The sequence below is a fragment of the Pedobacter sp. R20-19 genome, from assembly GCF_000708265.2.
GTDB lineage: Bacteria > Bacteroidota > Bacteroidia > Sphingobacteriales > Sphingobacteriaceae > Pedobacter.
Genome location: NZ_JCKI01000001.1, coordinates 345,235 through 369,528, shown reverse-complemented (window position 1 = coordinate 369,528; position 24,294 = coordinate 345,235). Strand labels below are relative to the sequence as shown.

At 35.2% G+C, this 24,294-nt stretch carries 19 protein-coding genes and 1 riboswitch; of the genes, 12 read left to right on the top strand and 7 right to left on the bottom strand.

What is annotated here, in order from left to right:
• The first annotated feature begins 121 nt into the window (after positions 1-121).
• The gene (gene mnmG, locus AN34_RS01625) at positions 122-1,984 is read left to right on the top strand and encodes a tRNA uridine-5-carboxymethylaminomethyl(34) synthesis enzyme MnmG (RefSeq protein ID WP_029281604.1); all 1,863 of its coding nucleotides are present in this window, start codon (positions 122-124) and stop codon (positions 1,982-1,984) included.
• Between the two features lie 121 nt (positions 1,985-2,105).
• Positions 2,106-3,749, top strand: a complete 1,644-nt coding sequence (locus AN34_RS01620; RefSeq protein WP_029281602.1) for an Ig-like domain-containing protein — start codon at positions 2,106-2,108, stop codon at positions 3,747-3,749.
• Here the strand turns inward: AN34_RS01620 and AN34_RS01615 are convergent, their stop codons facing one another.
• Both AN34_RS01615 and nadB read right to left on the bottom strand, forming a co-directional pair.
• Complete coding sequence (locus AN34_RS01615; protein ID WP_029281599.1) at positions 3,750-4,265, bottom strand: gamma carbonic anhydrase family protein; 516 nt, start codon at positions 4,263-4,265, stop codon at positions 3,750-3,752.
• A 131-nt stretch (positions 4,266-4,396) separates the two neighbouring features.
• Complete coding sequence (gene nadB, locus AN34_RS01610; protein ID WP_029281596.1) at positions 4,397-5,983, bottom strand: L-aspartate oxidase; 1,587 nt, start codon at positions 5,981-5,983, stop codon at positions 4,397-4,399.
• A 406-nt stretch (positions 5,984-6,389) separates the two neighbouring features.
• Between nadB and nadA the strand changes: the two genes are divergently transcribed.
• The 4 genes from nadA (at position 6,390) to AN34_RS01590 (ending at position 10,645) form a co-directional block, all read left to right on the top strand.
• Positions 6,390-7,430: a quinolinate synthase NadA gene (gene nadA, locus AN34_RS01605; RefSeq protein WP_369818076.1), complete on the top strand. Its 1,041-nt coding sequence runs from the start codon at positions 6,390-6,392 to the stop codon at positions 7,428-7,430.
• 78 nt (positions 7,431-7,508) lie between these two features.
• Positions 7,509-8,753, top strand: coding sequence for a dicarboxylate/amino acid:cation symporter (locus AN34_RS01600; protein ID WP_029281590.1), 1,245 nt, complete (start codon positions 7,509-7,511; stop codon positions 8,751-8,753).
• A 74-nt stretch (positions 8,754-8,827) separates the two neighbouring features.
• Positions 8,828-9,868 (top strand): thiamine-phosphate kinase, encoded by a 1,041-nt coding sequence (thiL, locus tag AN34_RS01595; protein WP_029281588.1) that lies wholly within the window; start codon positions 8,828-8,830, stop codon positions 9,866-9,868.
• Between the two features lie 96 nt (positions 9,869-9,964).
• Entirely contained in the window at positions 9,965-10,645 is a 681-nt protein-coding gene (locus tag AN34_RS01590) for a GNAT family N-acetyltransferase (RefSeq protein WP_029281586.1), read from the top strand.
• Positions 10,646-10,706: 61 nt separating this feature from the next.
• On the opposite strand, the gene AN34_RS01585 is transcribed toward AN34_RS01590, so the two are convergent.
• Positions 10,707-12,077: a DNA recombination protein RmuC gene (locus AN34_RS01585; protein ID WP_029281583.1), complete on the bottom strand. Its 1,371-nt coding sequence runs from the start codon at positions 12,075-12,077 to the stop codon at positions 10,707-10,709.
• Positions 12,078-12,436: 359 nt separating this feature from the next.
• Between AN34_RS01585 and purU the strand changes: the two genes are divergently transcribed.
• Together purU and AN34_RS01575 are read left to right on the top strand one after the other, a co-directional pair.
• Positions 12,437-13,276 carry a formyltetrahydrofolate deformylase gene (purU, locus tag AN34_RS01580; RefSeq protein WP_029281581.1) on the top strand — a complete coding sequence of 280 codons (840 nt, stop codon included), beginning with the start codon at positions 12,437-12,439 and terminating at the stop codon, positions 13,274-13,276.
• A 527-nt stretch (positions 13,277-13,803) separates the two neighbouring features.
• A complete protein-coding gene (locus tag AN34_RS01575; protein WP_029281579.1) occupies positions 13,804-14,499 on the top strand; it encodes a zinc metallopeptidase in 696 nt (231 codons plus the stop codon).
• Between the two features lie 115 nt (positions 14,500-14,614).
• Here the strand turns inward: AN34_RS01575 and apaG are convergent, their stop codons facing one another.
• Positions 14,615-15,001, bottom strand: a complete 387-nt coding sequence (apaG, locus tag AN34_RS01570; protein WP_029281577.1) for a Co2+/Mg2+ efflux protein ApaG — start codon at positions 14,999-15,001, stop codon at positions 14,615-14,617.
• A 33-nt stretch (positions 15,002-15,034) separates the two neighbouring features.
• Positions 15,035-16,042, bottom strand: a complete 1,008-nt coding sequence (dusB, locus tag AN34_RS01565) for a tRNA dihydrouridine synthase DusB (protein ID WP_029281576.1) — start codon at positions 16,040-16,042, stop codon at positions 15,035-15,037.
• 43 nt (positions 16,043-16,085) lie between these two features.
• On the opposite strand from dusB, the gene AN34_RS01560 reads away from it, so the two are divergent.
• Genes AN34_RS01560 through AN34_RS01550 form a run of 3 tightly spaced genes read left to right on the top strand, consistent with a single transcriptional unit; the run spans position 16,086 to position 18,057 of the window.
• Positions 16,086-17,012 carry a CPBP family intramembrane glutamic endopeptidase gene (locus tag AN34_RS01560; protein WP_029281575.1) on the top strand — a complete coding sequence of 309 codons (927 nt, stop codon included), beginning with the start codon at positions 16,086-16,088 and terminating at the stop codon, positions 17,010-17,012.
• The gene (locus AN34_RS01555) at positions 16,993-17,199 is read left to right on the top strand and encodes a putative signal transducing protein (RefSeq protein ID WP_029281574.1); all 207 of its coding nucleotides are present in this window, start codon (positions 16,993-16,995) and stop codon (positions 17,197-17,199) included. Before AN34_RS01560 ends, AN34_RS01555 begins: the two co-directional genes overlap by 20 nt.
• Before the next feature lie 48 nt (positions 17,200-17,247).
• Positions 17,248-18,057, top strand: coding sequence for a phosphatidate cytidylyltransferase (locus tag AN34_RS01550; protein ID WP_029281573.1), 810 nt, complete (start codon positions 17,248-17,250; stop codon positions 18,055-18,057).
• Between the two features lie 98 nt (positions 18,058-18,155).
• On the opposite strand, the gene AN34_RS01545 is transcribed toward AN34_RS01550, so the two are convergent.
• Positions 18,156-18,542: an acyl-CoA thioesterase gene (locus AN34_RS01545; protein WP_029281572.1), complete on the bottom strand. Its 387-nt coding sequence runs from the start codon at positions 18,540-18,542 to the stop codon at positions 18,156-18,158.
• A 95-nt stretch (positions 18,543-18,637) separates the two neighbouring features.
• Positions 18,638-20,971 (bottom strand): 5-methyltetrahydropteroyltriglutamate--homocysteine S-methyltransferase, encoded by a 2,334-nt coding sequence (gene metE, locus AN34_RS01540; RefSeq protein ID WP_029281570.1) that lies wholly within the window; start codon positions 20,969-20,971, stop codon positions 18,638-18,640.
• A 198-nt stretch (positions 20,972-21,169) separates the two neighbouring features.
• A riboswitch (cobalamin riboswitch) is annotated at positions 21,170-21,376 on the bottom strand.
• Between the two features lie 207 nt (positions 21,377-21,583).
• Here metE and AN34_RS01535 point away from each other — a divergent pair.
• Positions 21,584-24,277, top strand: coding sequence for a M14 metallopeptidase family protein (locus AN34_RS01535; RefSeq protein WP_029281568.1), 2,694 nt, complete (start codon positions 21,584-21,586; stop codon positions 24,275-24,277).
• Positions 24,278-24,294: the final 17 nt, after the last annotated feature.

Here is a 24,294-nt window from a genome sequence, read left to right as displayed (position 1 = left end):
TGAAATACAACCTAGAATGTTTCACGTGGAACATTCAATATTATTAATAGGATATTCATTCACCTATTAAAGTTTAAAATTAAATTGTTTCACGTGGAACAATTATAGAAATACAAATAAAATGTTTTCAAAATACGATTTGATTGTTGTTGGAGCAGGACATGCTGGCTGTGAAGCCGCTGCCGCTGCTGCTAATTTAGGATCATCTGTTTTATTAATTACAATGAATATGGGTACTATTGCCCAGATGAGTTGTAACCCTGCAATGGGTGGTGTAGCAAAGGGACAGATTGTTCGTGAGGTAGATGCTATGGGTGGATATTCAGGAATTATATCTGATAAATCTACTATTCAATTTAGAATGCTAAATAAATCTAAAGGCCCTGCAATGTGGAGTCCAAGAGCGCAAATTGATAGAATGCGCTTTGCAGAGGAATGGAGACTAGCATTAGAAAGAACGCCAAACGTTGATATGTGGCAAGATAATGTGGTGGGTCTTTTGGTTAATGATAATACAGTGTATGGCATAAAAACTTCATTAGGTATTGAAATAGAAAGTAAAGCTGTTGTATTAACTAATGGTACTTTTCTTAATGGCGTAATGCACATCGGAGAGAAAAAATTTGGAGGAGGTAGAACAGCAGAAAGAGCATCAACTGGAATCACTGAGCAATTGGTAGAAATAGGTATGGAGGCTGGAAGAATGAAAACTGGTACCCCACCCCGTGTTGATGGAAGAAGTCTGGATTATTCCAAAATGGAAGAACAATGGGGCGATGAAAATCCAGGAAAATTTTCTTTCACAGACACTGAAGTTTCGAAAGATCAAAGATGCTGCTGGATCACTTATACTAATAGTGAAGTTCATGAAACCTTAAAAGAAGGTTTCGAAAGATCACCCATGTTTACTGGTAGAATTAAAGGCTTAGGTCCGAGATATTGTCCATCTATTGAAGATAAAATTAATCGCTTTGCTGAACGTGACAGACACCAAATATTTGTAGAGCCAGAGGGATGGAATACCTGTGAAATTTATGTAAATGGTTTTTCAACTTCATTGCCTGAAGATGTGCAACAACGAGCACTTAGATTAATCCCTGGCTTTGAAAATGCTAAAATGTTCAGACCAGGTTATGCCATTGAATATGATTTTTTCCCACCTACTCAATTGTCTTTAACTTTAGAAACAAAGCTAATTGGTAACTTATTTCTAGCCGGACAGATAAATGGAACTACTGGTTATGAAGAAGCAGCATGTCAGGGTTTCATGGCCGGGATTAATGCACATCAAAAAATTAATGATAAGCATGAATTGATCATGAAAAGATCGGATAGTTATATTGGTGTTTTAATTGATGATTTGGTTACTAAAGGAACAGAAGAACCATATCGAATGTTTACTTCAAGAGCTGAACATCGTTTATTGCTAAGACAAGATAATGCTGATATTCGCCTCTCTCCTATTGGCCATCAATTGGGACTAATTTCCGATGAGCGTTTTGAAAAAGTTAATCAGAAAGTTGCTGCTGCAGATGCATTAGTAAAATTTACAAAGAGCCAGGGTATAGAAATGGTTGATGCTAATCCAATGCTTGAAAGTCTGGGATCTAGCTCGCTTAACCAAAATGTAAAAATTCACAGTTTGGTTGGCAGGCCTCATGTAGGTTTACAAGATTTAATAAAAGTAAGTAAACCACTTGCAGAAAATACGAAGGATTTAGATAATGAAACAATTGAACAAGCTGAGATTAAAATTAAATATGAAAGTTATTTTGAAAAAGAAAATGAAATAGTAGCCAAAATGTTGAAGATGGAAGACAAAGAAATCAAACCTGATTTCGACTATAATAAAATAGTTTCCATTTCAAAAGAAGCTCGCGAAAAATTATTTAAGATCAAACCGCGTACTTTAGGTCAGGCATCCCGAATTTCTGGTGTTTCACCTTCAGATATCTCAGTTTTAATGGTTTATATTAATAAATAGTTGATAATCAGCGTTTTAAATAAAATAAAATTGACTTAAAATTAAAGGATATAAGCAATTAAAAAGAATTTTTAATCATAATATTCAAAAACAACATTAAATACGTTATATCGCTTAAAACATGCCAAATATAAAAGATCAATATTTGAACATTAAAAACATAATACTTATAGTGGTCATGCTGTTATTATTTGGCTGTGCAAGTATGCAAACTCCACAAGGTGGTCCAAAAGATACGAAACCTCCCAAGGTTCTAAACATGACGCCTAAAGATTTGACCAGAAATTTTAATGCTAAAAAAATTGTAATTGAATTTGATGAATTTATTAAATTAAATAATGAGTTTAAAGAATTTTCTATTTCTCCTGATCAGGAACGTCCACCTATCTTAAAAGCAAGAAAAAGAATTCTCGAAGTTGAGCTACAGGACTCATTAGAGAAAAATACCACTTATACCTTAAATTTTGGAAAGTCAGTAGCGGATATCAATGAAAATAATATTATCAAAAATCTATCTTATGTTTTTTCAACCGGTTCAGAAATAGATTCATTATCATTAAGTGGCAAAGTAAGTAATGCCTTAACAGGAGTTTTAGAAAAAGATGCAGTAGTTTTTATTTTACCTGTTGAACGAGATACCTTATTTGGAAAAAAAAGAGCATCCATTTATACACTTACGGATAGCTCCGGAAATTATAAATTGAACAACTTACGTAAAGGCACTTATAAAGTATATGCATTAAAAGAAAGTGAAGGTGGAGGGGATAAAATATATCAACAACTTTCTGATGAAGTGGGTTATATCAAAGAACCACTGGTTATTGATAAAAATATAGAAAATGTAAATCTCCAGGTATTTAAGGAACTTGCACCTGAATTTAGAATTTTAGATAGAAAATTAAATAATGATGGAAGTATATCCTTAATCTTTAATCAACAGTTAAAGGCTCCAAAAATAACGGTAATGGAACCAACTGCAGTTGATGTAGGAAAGAAAATATTGTTCAGCAAAATGAATGATACTGCTAAAATCTGGCTTACAGATCTAAGCTTTGATTCTGTTAAACTGGCTATTCAAGATCAGGGAAAAGTGCTTCAAATGGTTAATTTTAACCGTGGAAAGAAAGATAATTACACTAGGGATTTAACCATAACAGATAACATTACTTCTGGAAAGCTTAATCCCTATCAACGATATACATTAACATTTAATTTCCCTGTTAATAGCGCAGATCCTTCTAAAATCACCTTATTAGAGGATTCAGTTAAAAGAACAAATTTTGAACTGATTAAAGATAGTGTAGACTTTTTAAAATACTATATCAAATACAGTTGGCGCAACAAACGAACCTATGATATAAAGTTTGCACCTGGTGCCTTTACAGCTATATTTAATGCTAAGAATAAGGAAATCAATAAAAGTTTCAAATTAGAAACCATTGATAGTTATGGAACTTTAGCCTTAAATATTACAGTACCTGATACCACAAAAAGTTATATTGTAGAATTTATTGATGAAAAGAAAAATATAATTAAGGCTTATATCGTCTCAAAAAATAGTACCGTTAACTTTGCCAATTATCCGGCTGGAAAATACTTTATCCGGGTAGTTTATGATGAGAATAAAAACGGCATCTGGGATACTGGAAATATAAAAGCTGGTACACAACCAGAAAAAATCTGGTATTCCCCTGATGAAAAATCACTCAGGGCAAATTGGGAAAGGGTAGATAACTTAACCATCCCACCCCCTCCTAAAGAATAGCTATGGATTGGTAAACCAACTCGAATACATGATATAGTTATCAGGTAATTTATTTAGTAAAGCCCTTTGCTCTTCGGTAATGGGCTTTATCTTTTTAACAGGTGTTCCTGCATAGAGATAACCACCTTCACAAATGGTATTTTCTAAAACCACTGAACCAGCCGCTATAATGCAATATGATTCTACTATAGCATAATCCATTACAATAGCCCCCATGCCTATTAATACATGATCCTGAATAGTACAACCATGTACAATGGCATTGTGTCCCACAGAAACGCGGTTACCAATATGTGTAGAAGCTTTTAAAAAAGTAGCATGAATAACAGCACCGTCCTGAATGTTTGATTCATTGCCTATGGTAATGGCATTTACATCGCCTCTAATGACGGCATTAAACCATACTGAACAATGATCTCCAATCACAACATCACCTACAATGGTTGCATTCTCTGCTATGAAATTATCTTGTCCTATTACCGGATATTTATCTTTTACTGGAAGAATTAAAGGCATAGTTTAATTTTTAGTTAGTTTGATGTTTAGTTTTTTGGTAATTATAATAATAGCCTAAAGCTTTTCATTTGTGCAATAAAATATATTGACTTTTATGCTTGCAAACAACTAAAAAAGCAGAAGCTAACAAACTAAAACACAGTATCCACTAATTCATCAGCATGGTTCGGATAATCGGTGGTAAAATGCAATCCCCTACTCTCCTTTCGCTGCATAGCTGATTTAATAACGATATAAGCGGTTTGAATTACATTTCTTAATTCACACAGTTTAACAGAAACTTTATTTCTTTTATAAAATTCTTCAGTTTCCTGATATATTAAGAATAAACGACGGTGTGCTCGTTCTAGACGAAAATCAGAACGGACAATACCAACATAATCACCCATAATTTTCTGCAACTCTCTAAGGTTATGGGTCACCAGGATATCTTCATTAATTTGCGTAACACCTTTTGAATCCCATTCTGGAATATGCTCGGGAATAACGTTATTTTTAAAATTCTCTATTGCATCCTGGAAAATGCGGTGTGCAAATACTGTAGCTTCTAATAAAGAGTTAGATGCTAACCTATTGGCACCATGTAAACCAGTAGAAGAACACTCACCACAGGCATAAAGATTTTTAATGGATGAGCGTCCGTATTCATCAACCAAAATACCACCGCACATATAATGAGAAGCTGGTGTAACTGGGATATAATCTTTAGTCATATCTATTCCAATAGATAAACACTTGGCATATATATTAGGAAAATGCTTTAAAATATCAGCCTTATTACGCATGGTAATGTCTAAATAAACAAAATCATCTCCAGATTTTTTCATTTCATTATCTACTGCCCTGGCTACAATATCACGAGGTGCTAATGATTTACGTTCGTCATATTCATGCATAAATTCTTCACCATTTTTACGTCGCAATACACCACCAAAACCACGAACTGCTTCAGAAATTAAAAATGAAGGATACTCTCCAGGATGGTATAAAGCGGTTGGATGGAACTGAATAAATTCCATATTCCTCACTTTTCCTTTTGCCCGGTAAACCATCGCCATCCCATCACCCGTTGCAATTACTGGATTAGTGGTTGCTGAATATACATGACCAGCACCACCAGATGCCATTACCGTAACGTTTGCCACAATCTTTTCCACATCGTTAAGCTCTGTGTTAAAGGCATATACGCCATAACAGTTAATATCTTCAGTACGTTTATCCACAAACTCACCTAAGTGATGCTGAGTAATTAACTCCAATGCAAAGTAATGTGTTAATATCTCTATATTGGAATTGTCATGTATTTCATTTAGTAACACACGCTCAATCTCATATCCGGTGATATCTTTATAGTGCAAAACACGGTGTTCGGAGTGACCACCCTCTTTAGCTAAATCGTAAAAACCAGAGTTGTCTTTATCGAAATTTATCCCATAGTCAATAATCTCCTGAATGCGCTGAGGCCCCTCTTTTACAACGATTTCCACAATTTTTTCATCACATAAACCATCACCAGCAATGAGTGTATCCTGGATATGTTTGTCAAAAGAATCACCTTTATCTACCACTACAGCTACCCCACCCTGAGCGTATTTAGTATTGGATTCATCCTCATTTGATTTAGTTATGATTAAAACCTTACCAAATTTTGCAGCTTTAAGTGCAAAACTTAAACCCGCTATACCTGAACCAATTACCAGAAAATCTACTTTTCTCATTTATAAAACATTTACTTTATCAACTGTGTTGATAACTATAGAACAACTGTTAGCTTTATGTATAAATAATGCTAACAAATAAATTTGAATGTTTAAAGCTACTCTAAAAAGACAATTTGCCACAATCTTTTGCCCAATTTTTAAGCACATTTACAGAAGTAATTAACTTTTTCACACTTATAAACAATTAACATTCCAATATTGATAACATTTAACGCATTTTTCGATAGTGCTGAAAATCAATCTTATCATATTACAAAAAAGTAATCTAAATGTTAGTAAACGATTAACAACTTACATTAACGAATGAATTTTCTAAACTTGCCAACAATACTAACACACTAATAAACAAACAAGATTTATTTATTTAAAATAACTTATTAATTATTGAGACGTGGAAAGCTTTATCTTTGACCAACGTCAAAATTCAAAAAAGGAAAATTTAAAAATGAGCATAGATGTCTTAGAAGAAATCAACAAAAAAGGTTTTGTAGAAGAAGAAATTGATCCTACGCTAGATCTTTTTGCTGAAATTGAAGAATTGAAGAAAGAGAAAAATGCAATTATATTAGCACATTATTATCAAGAACCTGATATACAGGATATTGCAGATTATATTGGCGATAGTTTGGGTTTATCTCAGGAAGCTGCAAAAACAGATGCAGAAGTGATTGTATTTGCTGGAGTACATTTTATGGCCGAAACTGCCAAAATATTATCTCCCTCAAAAAAGGTTTTACTACCTGATGTTAAAGCAGGTTGCTCACTGGCCGACAGCTGCCCTCCCCATTTATTCAAAAAATTTAAGGAGAAATATCCTGATCATTTAGTGATAACCTATGTGAATTGCACAGCAGAGTTAAAGGCACTAAGTGATATTGTTTGTACCTCTACAAATGCCGTTCAGATTGTAGAAAGTTTACCTAAAGATCAGAAAATAATTTTCGGGCCGGACAGAAATTTAGGTGCTTATGTAGCTAAAAAAACAGGGAGGGATTTAGTGCTTTGGAATGGTGCTTGTATGGTGCATGAAATATTTTCTCAGGAAAAAATAACCAAATTAAAAGAACGCCATCCGAATGCAAAGTTTATTGCCCATCCAGAGTGTGAAGAGCCTGTTTTAAGAATGGCAGATTATATTGGTTCTACAACCGGACTTTTAAAATATGCCATTGCTAATCCGGCAACTGAATTTATTGTAGCTACAGAAAGCGGCATTATTCACCAAATGGAAAAAGCTTGTCCGTATAAAACATTTATTCCGGCACCACCTAATAATAGTTGTGCTTGTAATGATTGCCCATACATGAAAAGAAATACTTTGGAGAAACTGTACTTATGTTTAAAAAATGCTTCGCCTGAAGTGACTGTTCCAGAGCATATTATAGAAAAAGCGCGTAAACCGATTCAAAGAATGTTGGATATTTCTGCAGAGTTGGGATTGTAAAAAAAATCGTCATTGCGAGGTACGAAGCAATCTCAATTAATAGATTGCTTCGTACCTCGCAATGACGTAAAGGTAAAAATGAAAGTAAAAAACATTCTTAAAAATTACGCTGACCTTTTATGGCTTTTAGCAGGGATAACTGCAGGGAGCATTGTAGGCTTAATTTTTGGGAAACAAGTTGAAAGTATTAAACCAATTGGTGATATATTTTTAAACTTATTGTTTACTGCAGTTATTCCATTGGTATTTTTTGCCGTTTCATCAGCCATTGCCAATATTGATCGTACAAAGAAACTGGGTAAGTTATTAACCATTATGGTGCTGGTTTTTCTTTCAACCATATTGATTTCTGCAGTAGTAACTCTGATAGCAACACGGCTTTTTCCCATTCATCAGGCCTTAGGAAATAATCCACTACCTACTGAAACAGAGAAGATTCAATCCTTTGGAGAACAAATGACTCAATTGTTAACCGTTGGAGAATTTTTTGAAATTGGAAGCAGAAAGAACATGCTTGCAATGATCATATTTTCTGTATTGGTGGGCTTTTCTACCTTATATTCTGGTAAAGAGGGCGAGGGATTTAAAAATTTCCTGGTTTCAGGGAATGAAGTGATGAAGAAATTGATTATCCTGATTATGAAATTAGGTCCAATTGGTTTAGGAGCCTATTTTGCTTATCAGGTTGGTGTTTTTGGACCTCAACTTTTTGGAACTTATGCAAAGGCTTTAGGTTTATATTATGGTGTAGGTGCATTTTATTTCATTGTATTTTTTACTCTATATGCTTTTATAGCCGGGGGTTTTAAAGCCATAAAAATATTCTGGAAAAATAATATTGTGCCTTCACTAACCTCAATTGGTACCTGCAGCAGCATTGCCACTATTCCGGCAAATCTAGAGGGCACAATAAGAATCGGCGTTCCGGCTTATATTGCCAATGTGACGATTCCACTCGGTTCAACCTTGCATAAGGATGGTTCAAGCATCAGTTCAATTATAAAAATAGCGGTTGTTTTTGCTATTTTTGGTAAAGATTTAGTTCATGTTGATACGATAATTTTAGCCTTGGGTATTACCGTTTTAGTCAGTATTGTAGAAGGTGGGATTCCAAATGGAGGCTATATTGGTGAGTTATTAATGATTTCTGCTTATCAATTGCCACCTGAAGCACTTCCACCAGCCATGATTATTGGTACTTTGGTAGATCCGATGGCTACATTATTAAATGCTACCGGCGATAATGTTGCAGCTATGTTAATTGCCAGATTTACAGAAGGAAAGAATTGGATGGAAATAAATAAAATCGATTCGACATCCTGAACTGTTTTCAGGTGCTTGTATCATAATTAAGATGCTGAAACAAGTTCAGCAGGACGATAATTAAAATATAATTTATGTTTGAAAATAAAGAGCGTACAGATATTAATGAATTAGGTGAATTTGGTTTGATCAAACACCTGACTACAAATTTTAAAATCAGAAATGATTTTTCAGTAAAAGGTGTTGGTGATGATGCTGCCGTTTTAGATGCAAAGGGAAAACAAACTCTAGTTTCTACTGATTTACTTTTAGAAGGAATCCATTTTGATTTGGCTTATGTGCCTTTGATGCATTTAGGCTATAAAGCTGTTCAGGTAAACCTGAGTGATATTTATGCTATGAATGGAAAAGCCAGTCAGATTACAGTTTCACTGGGCTTATCCAGTAAATTTCCATTGGAAGCCGTAGAAGAAATTTATAAAGGAATTGAGCTTGCCTGCAATAAGTTTAATATTGATTTAATTGGTGGAGACACTTCTGCCAGTAAGCAAGGCCTGGTGATTAGCATTACGAGTATTGGCTATGCTGATGCGGATAAAGTGACTTACAGAAATGGTGCACAGGAAAATGATTTGCTTTGTGTTTCAGGCGATTTGGGTGGCGCTTATGTTGGTCTTCAAATTCTTGAAAGGGAAAAATTGATTTACCTGGAAAACCCACAAATTCAACCAGATTTAGAAGGAAAGGATTATATTATTGAGCGGCAATTGAAACCTGAAGCCCGGATGGATATTGTAGCATTATTGGAAGATATGGATATAAAACCCACTTCAATGATCGATGTTTCTGATGGCTTAGCTTCAGAAATTTTGCACCTGGCTACAGAAAGTGATAAAGGCATTACCATTTACGAAGATAAAATTCCTTTAGATCCGATGACTTATGAAACCGCCCGTGAGTTGGGAATTGATCCAACGGTTTGTGCTTTAAGTGGTGGCGAAGATTATGAATTGCTATTTACCATTAGTCAGGAAGATTATAAAAAATTAAAGCATGATGTAGATATCACGGTGATTGGTCACGTAACTGATAAAAATTCTGGTTGCAAAATGGTTTCAAAATCAAATAATGTGCATGAGTTGAAAGCACAAGGTTGGAATGCTTTTAATAAGTAAATAGTCTTTTACCATTGAGGAGGAGCTCCTTACTTTTAGCATAGTCATCGAATGACTAAGATATTTTTTAAATAGCTACTAGACGTTATAAGCCGAATGATTAGAGAAGAAGAGAAATTGGATAATCCAGTTTGGTTTTCATTGACCGAAACACACCAAAAATTTGCGCTCGAATACGGAAATATAAAGTTTTATCATCCAGATTATTGTCCTTTTGGAGGTTTAATAAATAGAGAAAACATATCTGATGGTACAGATCAATATGCAAATGAAACGGCAGACTTTTATATTGTTGGCGAAAAACCAGTTTTAACTGAAGGTTTGAGATTAAATAAAGAGTTGATTTGCAACCAAATGGTTTTACCAGATAAAATTCAAACAGAAATAACTGAAGAAATTGTACAACTTAATACAGATAAAAAAGCTGATTTAATAGAACTGGTGAATTTAGTACAGCCTGGTTATTTCAAAGTAAAAACACCATTACTAGGCAATTATTATGGCATTTATAAAAATAATAAATTGGTTGCGGTTACAGGTGAAAGGATGAAAATGAATACTTATAGTGAAATAAGTGCGGTAGTTACCCATCATGATTTTACCGGAAAAGGCTATGCTAAACAACTTATTGCATTTACTGCAAATCATATCTTCTCAGAAGGAAAAGTTCCTTATTTACATGTTGCTGAAACCAATATCGGAGCCATTAAATTATATGAGAAACTGGGGTTTGAAACCCGCAGAAAAATAAGTTTTTGGAATTTAGTGAAGATATAGAATTAAACTTTTTCATTTAAATATTTTTCTATCGGTTGGTATCTTACCAACCGAAAAAATTTTACTCCTGATCCAAATACTTCATATCAATCTGCTTTGTTGCTTTGGCACCCAATTTTTTTATTTTTTCTGAAGTATTCACTAAATTTCCTGAACCATCAGAAAGTTTATTGATTGCCTTATCATAAGCATCCTGGCCATTTTTGATGTGTTTTCCAATGTTTTCCAAATCATTCACAAAACCAACAAACTTATCATACATGGTGCCGCTTAAACGGGCAATCTCCATTACATTTCGATTCTGTCTTTCCTGTTTCCAGATGCTGGCAATGGTGCGTAAGGTAGCCAATAGTGTAGATGGACTTACAATAACCACCCGTCTGTCCCATGCAAAATTAAATAGTTCAGCATCTTTTTGAACGGCAATACTGAAAGATGATTCAATAGGAACAAAGAGTAGTACAAAGTCTGGAGAATTGATTTTATATAAATCCTGATAATTTTTAGAAGATAATTCCTGAATGTGATTCTTAATTGAAACCAAATGCGCTTTTACATAGCCTTCACGGGCCTCATCTGTCTCTGCTGATACGGAACGCTCATAAGCTACTAAACTCACCTTAGCATCAATTATAAGATGTTTATCATCTGGAAGATCAATCACTACATCGGGTTGGTAACGACCACCTTCGGCAGATAGATGCGAAGCCTGGATGCGATATTCCTGATCTCGTACTAAACCAGATCTTTCCAATACCTTTTCCAAAATAACTTCACCCCAGTTACCTTGCTTTTTATTATCGCCTTTAAGTGCTTTGGTTAAATTATTGGCATCCTCCTGAATCAGCTTACTTTGAATTTGCAATTCAGATATTACACCTTTCAGGATATTTCGTTCGTCAGATTCAGCTTTATAAACCTTTTCAACTTTATCTTCAAAAGCTTTGATATTTTCTTTTAACGGATTGAGAATTAAATCTAAATTGGTTTTATTTTGCTCAACAAACCTGCTCGATTTCTCTTCCAGAATTTTATTGGCAATCAGCTCGAAATCTTTATTTAATTTTTGCTGAGATTGTTCATAACTCACTTTTTGTTCTGCTAATTTTTCTTTTTCTGCCATATAAAATGATCGGGTACTTTCTAGCTCCCTATTGGCATCAGCTAATCGATCGCGTTCACTTTGCAATTCATCAATCAGTCGTTGTTGTTCCTGTTTCAAAAAATCAGTGATGCGTTCCTTTTCCGAACTGATGTTGGAAACCCGTTCCTCAACTTTAGCTAATGTGATTTTTAAAACCTCATTTTCAGACTTTATTTTATCATAATCTTCAATAGAAATTAACGGTACAGATGATTGTGGTTTTTTTAAGAATAGGGCAATTAAAACGATTAAAATAATGATAAGAAGTGCAATGGCAGCGTATTCCATAATGATAAAAATTTTAGTAAAAATCGATATTAAAAACAGATTTACCAAAATATTTCGCTAGAATGTTTAGATACTTCGTACGAAATCGTCATTGTGAAGCCAATTTTCATCGGATGAAGGCAATCTATTTAGCAGGGCTTCCTACGTTCAATAATGACACTTCTTAATTTGCAGATTATTTTAATGATATCTTTTTAAAATATAAGATTTAAGTCATATGTTTAAGAGAACCAAACTTTCTTAAGATGCTTTTTCTAAGCTTTAAATATATGTAACTGAAGTTTTAACTTAATAAAATTTAGATTTAAATCTGTGAATCTGTAACCAAATTTCTTATCATTGAGCTTTAAATATTACACATGAAAAAATTAACAATTCTCATATCTTGTCCCGATCAAGTAGGGTTAGTGACCAATATTACCCGCATATTGGCATCATACCAACTTAATATTGTCGCCATGCGTGAATTTGTTGATGAAGAAAACAAAACTTTTTTTACGCGTATTGCCTGTATGGGTGATTTTGAGGAAACCGAAAAGTTAAGAGTGAAGCTGCTTGAAAACCTTCCGAATGCAGCTGATGTAAATTTAATTACGGAGCAGGAAAAAAAAGTTGCTGTTTTAGTGACTAAAGAATATCATTGCCTATCTGAAATTCTAATAAAAAACCAATTTAAAACCCTCGGTGCAAATGTTCAATGCGTAATTGGTAATTATGAAACACTCAGAAATTTCACCGAAAAGTTAGGTATTCCTTATTTTCATGTCTCCCATGAGCATAAAGAAAAAGAACAATTTGAATCAGAGATCAAGGAAATAATCAATCAATTTGATATTGATTATTTAGTGCTGGCAAAATTTATGCGTATACTTTCTGCTGATTTTGTAAAGGATTATGCAGGAAAAATTATTAATATTCATCATTCATTTTTACCAGCATTTATTGGTGCAAATCCATACAGGAGGGCTTTTGAACGCGGTGTAAAAATTATCGGTGCAACAGCTCATTTTGTGACCAATAACCTTGATGAAGGACCGATTATCACACAACATACTACCCATATAGATCATAATTTCGGCGTAAAGGAAATGGTTCGTGCAGGCAAAGAAATCGAGAAAAAAGTTCTTCTTGATGCCTTAGAGTTAATCTTTGAGGATAGAGTTTTTGTGAGTGGAAATAAAACAATTGTTTTTAAATAGATTTAAAGGCCCTTTTAATTAGCTGATATCAGTGCTTCACCTTATTTTAATGTTCAATTTTTGATACACCAATTTTCATTAGCCGATAGGCTAAAACATGATATACTTTACAATTAATTAGACATTTGTCATCAATTTCATTTCATTAGAATTTCTATCATTTTACAATAAGCTGTTTCAGTGGCATTTTCACATCACTTCCAGGTTTTTGAAGCAAATAAAATTTATAATGCAATACGACTAAAGTGCCTCATTCGATAAAATAAAGCACATTTTTATATGCTAGCTAGACAGAAAGCCTTCATTTTAAAAGAAGTTATTCGATTTATAAATCTAATAATGGATAAATTAAAGCAATATATATCCATCATGTTCTGTTTAACATCATTCTCTTCAAACCTCCAAAATGCGCTTCATATTGCATTAAAATAAGATTTTACCGTACTGCTATCTCATTAGTATTTATTCCTTTAAATAAATGGGGAACGCTTTTTGATATAAGCTAAACGAAAAACATACATAAGAAAATGGGAGTTTATTTAATATTAATCATCCCGGTATTATTGCTGAGCATGTTTGTACAATGGCGATTTAGAAATAAATTTTCTCAATATGCCGAAATGCAAATTAGCTCTGGTTTATCGGGCAAGGAGGTAGCAGAAAGGATGCTGCATGATAATGGAATTTACGATGTGAAGGTGATGAGTACCGAAGGACAATTAACGGATCACTATAATCCATCAGATAGAACAGTAAATTTAAGTACAGACGTATATTATAGCCGAAGTGTTGCCGCTGCAGCAGTAGCAGCACATGAATGCGGACATGCAGTGCAGCATGCAAAATCATATTCATGGCTTAACTTAAGAAGTACTATGGTACCTTTGGTTAGTATTTCGTCTAATTTGTTGCAATGGGTTTTATTAATTGGTGTTATGCTATTGGTTGTTAATGTTACACCAATTGTTTTGGCCATTGGTGTTTTAGGCCTGGCTTTAGTTACAGTATTTAGTATCATAACCCTACCAGTAGAGTTTGATGCCAGTAACCGGGCGCTGGCTTGGTTAAAAAATAATCAAGGTGTGATGCAAACAGCAGAAGAAAACAGGCAAGCTAAAGATGCGCTTTGGTGGGCAGCTATGACTTATGTTGTAGCAGCAATTGGTGCGCTGGCAAATCTGCTCTATTACGCATCTATGTTATTTGGAAGAAGTAGAGATTAGATTAACTTTATTATAAACATTAAATGGCTAGGATTTATCCTGGCCATTTTTATTTAAGGGATAGATGATTTATACAATCACTATCTGATATAAGAATTATTTATAATTGAAAAGATTAATTCAATTTATAAGGCGCAACCAATTGAAATTCGGGAATATCAACTTCAAATTCTGAACCATCTACATCACGCTTCATTAAATAGGTACCTTTCATGCTACCCATTTCAGTTTTTAAATTACATCCTGAAACATATACGTGCGTTTCACCTGGTTGAATTATTGGCTGCAAGCCAACAACCCCTTCCCCTTCAACCTTTCTACGGCTACTATTGGAATCAAAAATAAACCATTGTCGGCGAAGTAATTGAACAGCATAATCAGAAAGATTTGCAATCTCTATGCGGTAAGCAAACATAAAATGTTCGTTCGCCGGATTTGAGTATTCTGGTTGATAAATTGTTTCTACTGAAACTTTAACTCCATCTGTAATTGCTGTAACCATGATAATATTGCTGTATAAAATACTTTTCAAAAATCAAGCCAGTACTTTGGTTGCGTCATAGCTGGCAAATTTTTCTGCCACTTCTTCTAAAATACTGTAAATGTTGTTGATATCGGGCTCTGCCACCAAACGCATGCGGTAAGGTTTAAAATCTGGCAAGCCTTTAAAATAATTGGCATAATGCCTGCGCATTTCAAAAATTCCTGTTTTAGGACCTTTCCATTCCAGGGATTTATCCAAGTGAGTTCTGCAAACCTCTATGCGCTCCTCAATGGTTGGTCCTGGTAAATGTGTTCCGGTGTTAAAAAAATGTTTAACCTCTCTAAAAATCCATGGGTAACCAATAGCAGCTCTGCCGATCATGATGCCATCTACTTCATATTCCATGCGCCAGTTAGCAGCCTTTTCAGGACTATCTACATCGCCGTTACCAAAAATAGGAATTTTAATTCTTGGATTACGCTTAATTTCCCTGATCAATGACCAATCTGCCTCTCCCTTATAGAGTTGGGCCCTTGTTCTGCCATGAATGGTTAAAGCTTGAATACCAACGTCCTGAAGTCGCTCTGCTACCTCATAAACATTTTTACTGTCATCATCCCAGCCTAAGCGCGTTTTTACGGTAACCGGTAAATGTGAAGCTTTAACAACAGCTTCTGTCATTTTAACCATTTTATCAATATCTCGAAGCAAACTGGAACCTGCACCTTTGCAAACCACATTTTTAACCGGGCATCCATAATTAATATCAACCAGATCTGGCCCTGCAGCTGATGCAATTTCCGAAGCTTCACGCATATGGTCAATGTCACCTCCGAAAATCTGGATCCCTATGGGCCTTTCATACTCAAAAATGTCTAATTTCTGCCTGCTTTTTGCAGCATCACGAATTAAGCCTTCGGAAGAAATAAATTCAGTATACATTAAATCCGCACCATTTTTTTTACATACATAACGAAATGGTGGATCACTCACGTCCTCCATCGGGGCAAGCAATAATGGGAATTCACCTAAATCTATATTTCCTATCTTAACAGACATTTTCTATCTTCAACGATTAATAATACATACAAAAGTACAAATAATGAATTTTGTAACACCTAATAAGGAAGAAATCAATCCCTTTTTACAATTACTTTTACTTCTATTTTACGGAATTGCGGGCGGACTGGTTTTTGCATTAATTGGATTAGTGATTGCATTTTTAATGTATGGTACAAATTTGATGAGTAATGTAGCTGGACTTTTAGCAGGTGAACCACCATATATTAATGGGTTAAAAGTCATGCAAATCTTTTCTTCAATCGGAACCTTCATTGTGCCGGGAATTGCTTTGGCTTTAACTGAGAAACAAAAGGTGACTACATTTTATGGATTTGGTAAACCGAAATTTCCTTTAATTACTTTGGTTTTCCTAATTATGATCGCCAGTATGCCACTGATGGAATGGACTGCAATCTGGAACCAAAAGATGATCTTGCCAGAATTTTTAAAAGGAATTGAACATTGGATGAAGGAGAAAGAAGATGCTGCAATGGAAACCACCATCAAACTGCTAACCATGCGCAATAATTTTGATTTCTTGGTTAATCTGGTGATGATTGCAGTGTTGCCTGCCGTTGGAGAAGAACTTATGTTTCGAGGAGGCGTACAAAGATCGTTAAACAGGGCTTTTAATAATCCGCATGTAGCGATATGGCTTTCTGCGATCATTTTCAGTGCGATACATCTTCAGTTTTATGGGTTTATCCCTCGGATGCTTTTGGGTGCAGGATTTGGTTATTTATATTATTTTAGTGGAAGCCTCTGGTATGCCATATTAGCACATTTTATTAATAATGCTTATGCCGTGTGCGCGGCATTTTATATGCAAAAACACAATATGCCATTAGATAAAGCAGATGAACCTATTGGATTTCCTTGGTATGGTTATTTAATTAGTGCGATAATTACCATAGCTTTGTTTAACTTTTTTAAAAACAAAGCAGAACGTGAGCGAAAACTGGATTAAGGTTTATACAACTTCCGATGCATTTGCAGCAGAGGTATTGAAGCAAGGATTAACTGAGGCTGGTATTCCGGCAGTTACCATAAATAAGCAATTATCTGCCTATCATTTAGGTGAAATCCATGTATTGGTAAGCAAAGGTGATTTTAATAAGGCGATTGAATACCTTGTTCAGAATGAAATTGAATAATAGCTTAATCACATCCACATTTTTCATTATCCAAATTAATTTTTCCGCATGAAAACAAGGGCAATAACAGCTTTCTTTTTTACCATAGTAATGTTAGGCTCTATCTTTTTAGGGAGTTATACTTTTACTGTTTTTTATTTAGTATTAAGTATTTTATCGCTTTTTGAATTTTATAAGCTCATCAAAAATTCAGGTATCCGTCCACACCGTAATATTGGCCTTATTGCCGGGGCATTAATATTTTTGATGGCAGCAGGTTTGCACTATCTTAAATATGATGTTAAATACCTTTTACTCTGTATTCCGCTAATTTTTTCTGTTTTTATCTCAGAACTTTATAAAAAGAATAAAATTCCTTTTGCCAACATCTCTTACACTTTTGTAGGGTTTGTATATGTAACCATTCCTTTTTGTTTTTTCCACGCTTTAGGGTTTTTAAAAAACTGGAGTGAATACAATTTTCATTTTCCGCTGGCTTTTTTACTGATGCTTTGGGCCAATGATACAGGTGCCTATCTTTTCGGTGTAAAATATGGTAAGCGCAAATTATTTGAGCGTCATTCTCCAAAGAAAAGCTGGGAAGGTTTTTTTGGTGGGATGTTTACCAGCGTTTTAGTAGCATACGGATTGTCGTTTTTATTTCTTGAAAATCCATCATGGGTTTGGGCTGGAATGGCCATATTAATAGCCAGCTTTGGTACGCTTGGAGATTTGGTAGAATCCATGTTAAAACGTAGTCTGGACACCAAAGATAGTGGTGGATTGTTGCCAGGTCATGGTGGTTTGTTAGATCGTTTTGATGGATTGTTATTAGCTGCACCAGTGGTTTATGCTTATTTGTATCTGATTTTGTATTAAATCATTTAAGGAGAAAATATAAGGTTGTAGTTTTTATAGCATAGATTTTACTTTAGCACTTATATGAAACTTACCTTTCTTAGGTGGTAAACTAAGCTTTATTTAATAACCTGAACTGGTTTTTTATTCTCATCAATAGCCACAAAAGTAAAATCGCCGTGTACGGCAAGCTCTCTTCCACTGGCATACATTTGCTCAATGTAGATTTCTACATTCACCTTTAAACTGGTATTACCAACATGATTTACTTTCCCTACCAACTCAATAATGGTTCCTGCCGGAATAGGTTTCTTAAAGTCGATTCTGTCACTACTTACGGTAACCATAATTTGCCTGCTAAAGCGTGTAGCCGTAATAAAGGCTACTTCATCCATCAAATGCATGGCAGTACCTCCAAAAAGGGTATCATAATGGTTTGTAGTATTTGGAAATACGGCTTTAAAAATGCTTGTTGTTGAGTTTTTAATTCTTTCTTCGAGGGTCATACCAAAATTTATATAAATGTAGCCACGGAAACATAGCATAACACGAAACTTATTTCTATAAGATGAATGCTAACTGTGGATCCGTGGCAAAAATATTAATTAATTTGCGCCTCCTGGGTTAAAACAGCTTCATTTTTACGCATTTCTTTTGCCGCTTCCACCATTTCGATCAGGGCTTTTTTGGTTTCATCCCATCCACGGGTTTTTAATCCACAATCTGGATTTACCCAAATTTGATCTTCAGGAATAACAGCCTTCGCTTTTTTAAGTAAATAAACCATTTCTTCCCTTTTAGGCACACGTGGTGAGTGAATATCATATACCCCAGGACCAATCTCATTTGGATATTTGAAGTCTGCAAAAGCATCCAAAAGCTCCATTTGAGATCTCGATGTTTCAATAGTAATTACGTCAGCATCCATATCCGCAATGTTTTGAATAATGTCATTAAATTCAGAGTAGCACATGTGCGTATGAATTTGTGTTTCATCTTCAACCCCACTTGCAGAAATTTTGAAAGCATTTACAGCCCAGTTCAAATAAGTCTGCCAGTCTTTCTTCCTTAAAGGTAAACCTTCTCTAATAGCAGGCTCATCAATCTGAATAATTTTAATTCCTGCATTTTCCAGGTCGACAACCTCATCCCTGATGGCCAATGCAATTTGTGTACAAGTTTCTGATCGTGGCTGATCATTACGCACAAACGACCATTGTAAAATAGTTACTGGTCCGGTTAACATCCCTTTCATGTATTTAGATGTTAAAGATTGCGCATAAGATGTCCATTTTACTGTCATAGGCTGCGGGCGTGAAATATCACCATAAATGATAGGTGGTTTTACGCAACGGGAGCCATAGCTTTGTACCCAACCATTCTTAGAGAAGGCAAAACCTTCCAGCTGCTCGCCAAAATATTCAACCATATCATTGCGTTCAAATTCACCGTGCACCAGAACATCAAGGTCTATTTCCTCCTGCCATTTTACAGCTTTGGCTGTCTCTTCGGCAATAAGTGTATTGTATTCATCTTCCGTAAAAATTCCATTTTTGAACTTAGCCCTCCAGCTTCTTACTTCTGCTGTTTGTGGAAATGAACCAATTGTTGTAGTGGAATACTTTGGTAGATTAAGTTGTTGCTGTTTAATTTTTCTCAGAGAGAAGGGACTTTTACGTTCAGAATCTTCGGCCTTTAAATTGGCAACGCGTTCTTTTACTACGATATTGTGAATTGACTTTGATGTTTTCCTGTTGCTTAAAGCCTTCTTGTTTTCCTCTAGTTTTTGGAGGGTAGATGCAGGGCCTTCATTAGTAATTAGTCTTTTGAGGGTAACAATCTCAGCTATTTTCTGTTTTGCAAAGGCAAGCCATTGTTTTACCTCAGCAGTCAGATTTTCTTCATTGGTTTCGTTTTCTAAGTTAACAGGCGAATGGATTAAAGAGCAAGATGGTGCAATCCAAATCCAGTCTATACTTAACTTTTCTACAGCTTGATTAATCGTAGCAATAGCATGTTCGAAATCAATTTTCCAGATGTTTCTGCCGTCTACAATACCTAAAGAAAGTATGGTATTTTCTTTAAGCTGAGCCAATACATCAGCTAACTGATTTTCAGCCCTTACCAAATCAATGTGTAAAACATTTACCGGAAGTGATGTGGTTAATGTCAGGTTATTACCAAGACCTTCAAAGTAGGTTGCAAGAACCAATTTGATTCTTGGAAAGGCTTTACGAATTTCCTTATAGGCATATTCATAAGCTTTTTGTTCTTTTTCTGATAAATCTAAAGTCAGAAATGGTTCATCAAATTGTACATATTCAACGCCTAAAGCATCTAAACGAGTTAAAATTTCCAGATAAACAGGAAGCAGATTTTTGATTAGATCGATTTTTTCGAAACCACTCTCCTTTTCTTTCCCAAGTAAAAGGTAAGTTATTGGACCAATTAAAACTGGCTTTGTAGTAATGCCCAATTGTTTAGCTTCATAAAACTCATCTATTATTTTAGTAGAGAAAAGTTTGAAAGGCTGGTCTTTTTGAAATTCAGGAACAATATAATGGTAATTGGTATCGAACCATTTGGTCATTTCCATAGCAACAACGTCCAGTCCATCTTTCTGATAACCTCTTGCCATAGCAAAGTATAAATCAAGTTCTGAATTTCCTTTTTTCAGAATCACTTCATTATACCTTTTAGGGATTGCACCAAAAGTTAAGGAATGATCCAGAACATGGTCATAGAAAGAGAAATCATTTGATGGAATAAGGTCGATTCCGGTTTCCTGCTGAAGTTTCCAGTTTTCGTGGCGAATGTTTTTTCCCACCTGAAGTACATTTTTGTAGCCTGTTTTATCTGCCCAGTAATTTTCGCAGATTTTCTTTAATTCCCGGTGACTACCTATTCGCGGATAGCCAAGATTTTGCGTTAGCATTTCTTTTAAAGATTAAGTAAATAAATCGTTTAAAAGCCCTTAAGCAATATTCTATAATGATTTCTGTAAAAAATGAAAAGGAAAGGCAGGGGCATACAAAAGCCACTCATCAGCCATAAGCTTAAAGCGAATTTAATAAAATGGTTAATTTTATTGTGAACCTATCAGACCTGACCTGTTGCTTTTTTACGCGAAAGCACCGTCAATTCGATATATGGCAGGTCTCCTGACTTATTCCCGATTTTATCGCCTTCCCATCCTGAAAAAACAGAACAGTGGCCTTATTGATAAAACCGTTGTCTTTAATTTAAAAAGACAGAATTTACAGTTGCGCGACAGCTCGTGATTTGCACACGATTCCCTTTTAATTTACAGCTAAGTAAAACCTATATTGGTTGATGAAAAATAAAGTTAAGAACTTACATCAAAAGCAAATGTATCGATTACCAAGCAGTAATTGTAGCTGTTGGCAAATTTTGTTCTGTTTTCATTAAAAAAATATTAATAAACTAGGCAAATATTTGGCGATTGCTGTCGTGTAACAAATTTACATCAAGCAGTTTTCTCACTCTTTTCTCTATTATATTTGATTATCCAAAAACAATCCCGACTATGATAAAAAACTACTTAAAGAAGTTTTCTTTTGCTTTTTTAATGATCACTTCTGCTGTGGTTAATGCACAAGAAATACCATCCCCTAAATCACATTTTGGTTTTGATATTGGCGATAATTATCAGCTTGCTACCTATACACAAACCGAAGCTTATTTTAAAAAATTAGCCGAAACATCCAAACGTGTGAAACTGGTTGATATCGGTAAAACAGAGGAAGGAAGAAGCCAGTATATGCTGATTGTATCTTCGCCAGAAAACCTTCAAAAGCTAGAGCGTTATAAAGAAATTTCGCAACAGCTTGCCCATGCAGAAGTTACTCCTCAACAAGCAAAAACCCTTTCTCAGGAAGGAAAAGCAGTGGTTTGGATTGATGGTGGTTTACACGCAACTGAAACAGTTGGTGCGCATCAGCTGATTCAAACTGCTTATGAATTTGCTTCAAAAACAGATCCTGAAACTATCAAAATTCTGGAAAATGTAATTATTTTATTTACTCATGCCAATCCTGACGGACAGGAATTAGTGAGTAACTGGTATATGCGTGAAAAGGATTCGACAAAGAGAGCATTATCTGGCCTGCCAGTTCTTTATGAAAAATATGCAGGGCACGATAATAACCGGGATTTCTTTATGCTGAATTTAAAGGAAAGCCAAAATATTGGAAGACAGCTTTTTGTAGAATGGATTCCGCAGATTATGTATAACCATCATCAGGCTGGCCCTGCCGGAACTGTTGTAGCTGGGCCACCCTATCGCGACCCTTTCAATTATGTTTTCGATGCCACGCTCTTAACCAGTTTAGATGCGGTGGGGGCAGCCATGCATACCAGATTAAATGTAGAAGGAAAGCCTGGTTATACACAACGTGGAGGTTCAGTATTTTCAACCTGGTACAACGGAGGATTAAGAACAACCACTTATTTTCATAACATGGTTGGTTTACTAACTGAGATTGTTGGTAGCCCAACACCATCAGAAATCCCATTAGTGCCTTCCCGGTTATTGCCAAACAGTGATTCACCTAACCCTGTTACGCCCCGGAAATGGTATTTTAAAAACTCAATTGACTATTCTGTTTCTCTGAACTACGCTGTATTAAATTATGCGCAGCGACATGCAGACGAATTGCTTTTTAATATTTATCAAATGGGCAGAAATTCAATTGAAAAAGGTAAGAAGGATACCTGGTCTTTTTCTCCAAAGAAAATTGAAGCCATTAATACGGCAGCAAAAAAAGGTGGATCGAATGCTGCAGATGGCGGTGATTATGATTTCGGCTCCAGACAAATGATGAATGTAAAATATTTTGATACCGTGATGAAGGCACCGGCAAACAGAGATGCAAGAGGTTATATCCTATCTGCTGATCAGGCTGATTTTAATACGGCGATCAAATTTCTAAATGCGCTGATTAGAACTGGGATTATCGTACAAAAGGCAACGGCTTCATTTACTGTTGCCGGGAAAAAATACCCTGCTGGGAGTTATGTTGTTAAAACTGACCAGGCTTTTAGGCCACATGTTTTAGATATGTTTGAGCCACAAGATCACCCGAATGATTTCAAATATGAAGGTGGTGCCCCTATACCACCCTATGATGCTGCCGGATGGACATTGGCTTATTTAATGAACGTAAAATTCGATCGCATTCAGAACGACTTTAACGGTCCTTTTGAAAAAAATCCATATGGTAAGCTACTGGTTCCTGAAAATAAGCTTACTGGGAAAAGTTATATATTAAGTGCTGCACAAAATGATTCTTATACCGCTGTTAATGATCTATTGAAAAATAAAATAGAGGTTTACCGCTCAAAGGAAAACGGAGATTTTTATGTTTCTTCTGCTGGAAAATCTGTTTTGGAAAAGGCGAATGTGAAACTAAAATCTGCGACCATTCCAAAAGATAAAACGAAAATTTCTGCTTCAAGAATTGCCTTATGGGATAATTATGGTGGATCGATGGCTTCTGGTTGGATGCGTTTTATTATGGAACAGTATCATTACAATGCTACCGTTATTTATCCGCAAGACATTGATGCAGGAAGTTTAAAATCTAAATTTGATGTAATTATTTTCGTTGGTGGCGCAATTCCGGCACTACAGGGTGGTGGCTTCGGCTCAAGATCCTTCGGACCTAAAGCAGAAGATATTCCTTTGACATATAGAAATCGTTTAGGTAGGATTACCGCAGATAAATCTATACCTCAATTAAAGAAATTTTTAGAAGAAGGGGGCAATATTGTAACCATTGGAAGCAGTACCAATTTGGCTTATCATTTATACTTACCAATTCGTAATGCCATGACGGAGATTGTAAATGGTGAAGAAAAAAGACTTCCGGCCGAGAAATATTACGTTCCAGGAAGTGTTCTACAAGTTGAATTAGATCCCAAACAACCTGCTAACTGGGGAATGGAAAATGATGCGGATGTGTATTTTGATAATAGTCCGGTTTTTAAATTAACAGGAGATGCCATTACTGCCGGAAAAATCAAACCATTGATGTGGTTCAAATCTGCTAAACCTTTGCGCAGCGGTTGGGCTTGGGGGCAGGCATATTTGCAGGACGGTGTAACTGCTTTTGAGGCAAATGTAGGGAAAGGAAAGTTACTGGCTTTTGGTCCGGAAATCGCGTTCAGGGCACAAACACATGGAACTTTTAAATTAATTTTTAATCAGTTGTATAAATAAAATTAATCACACAAAGC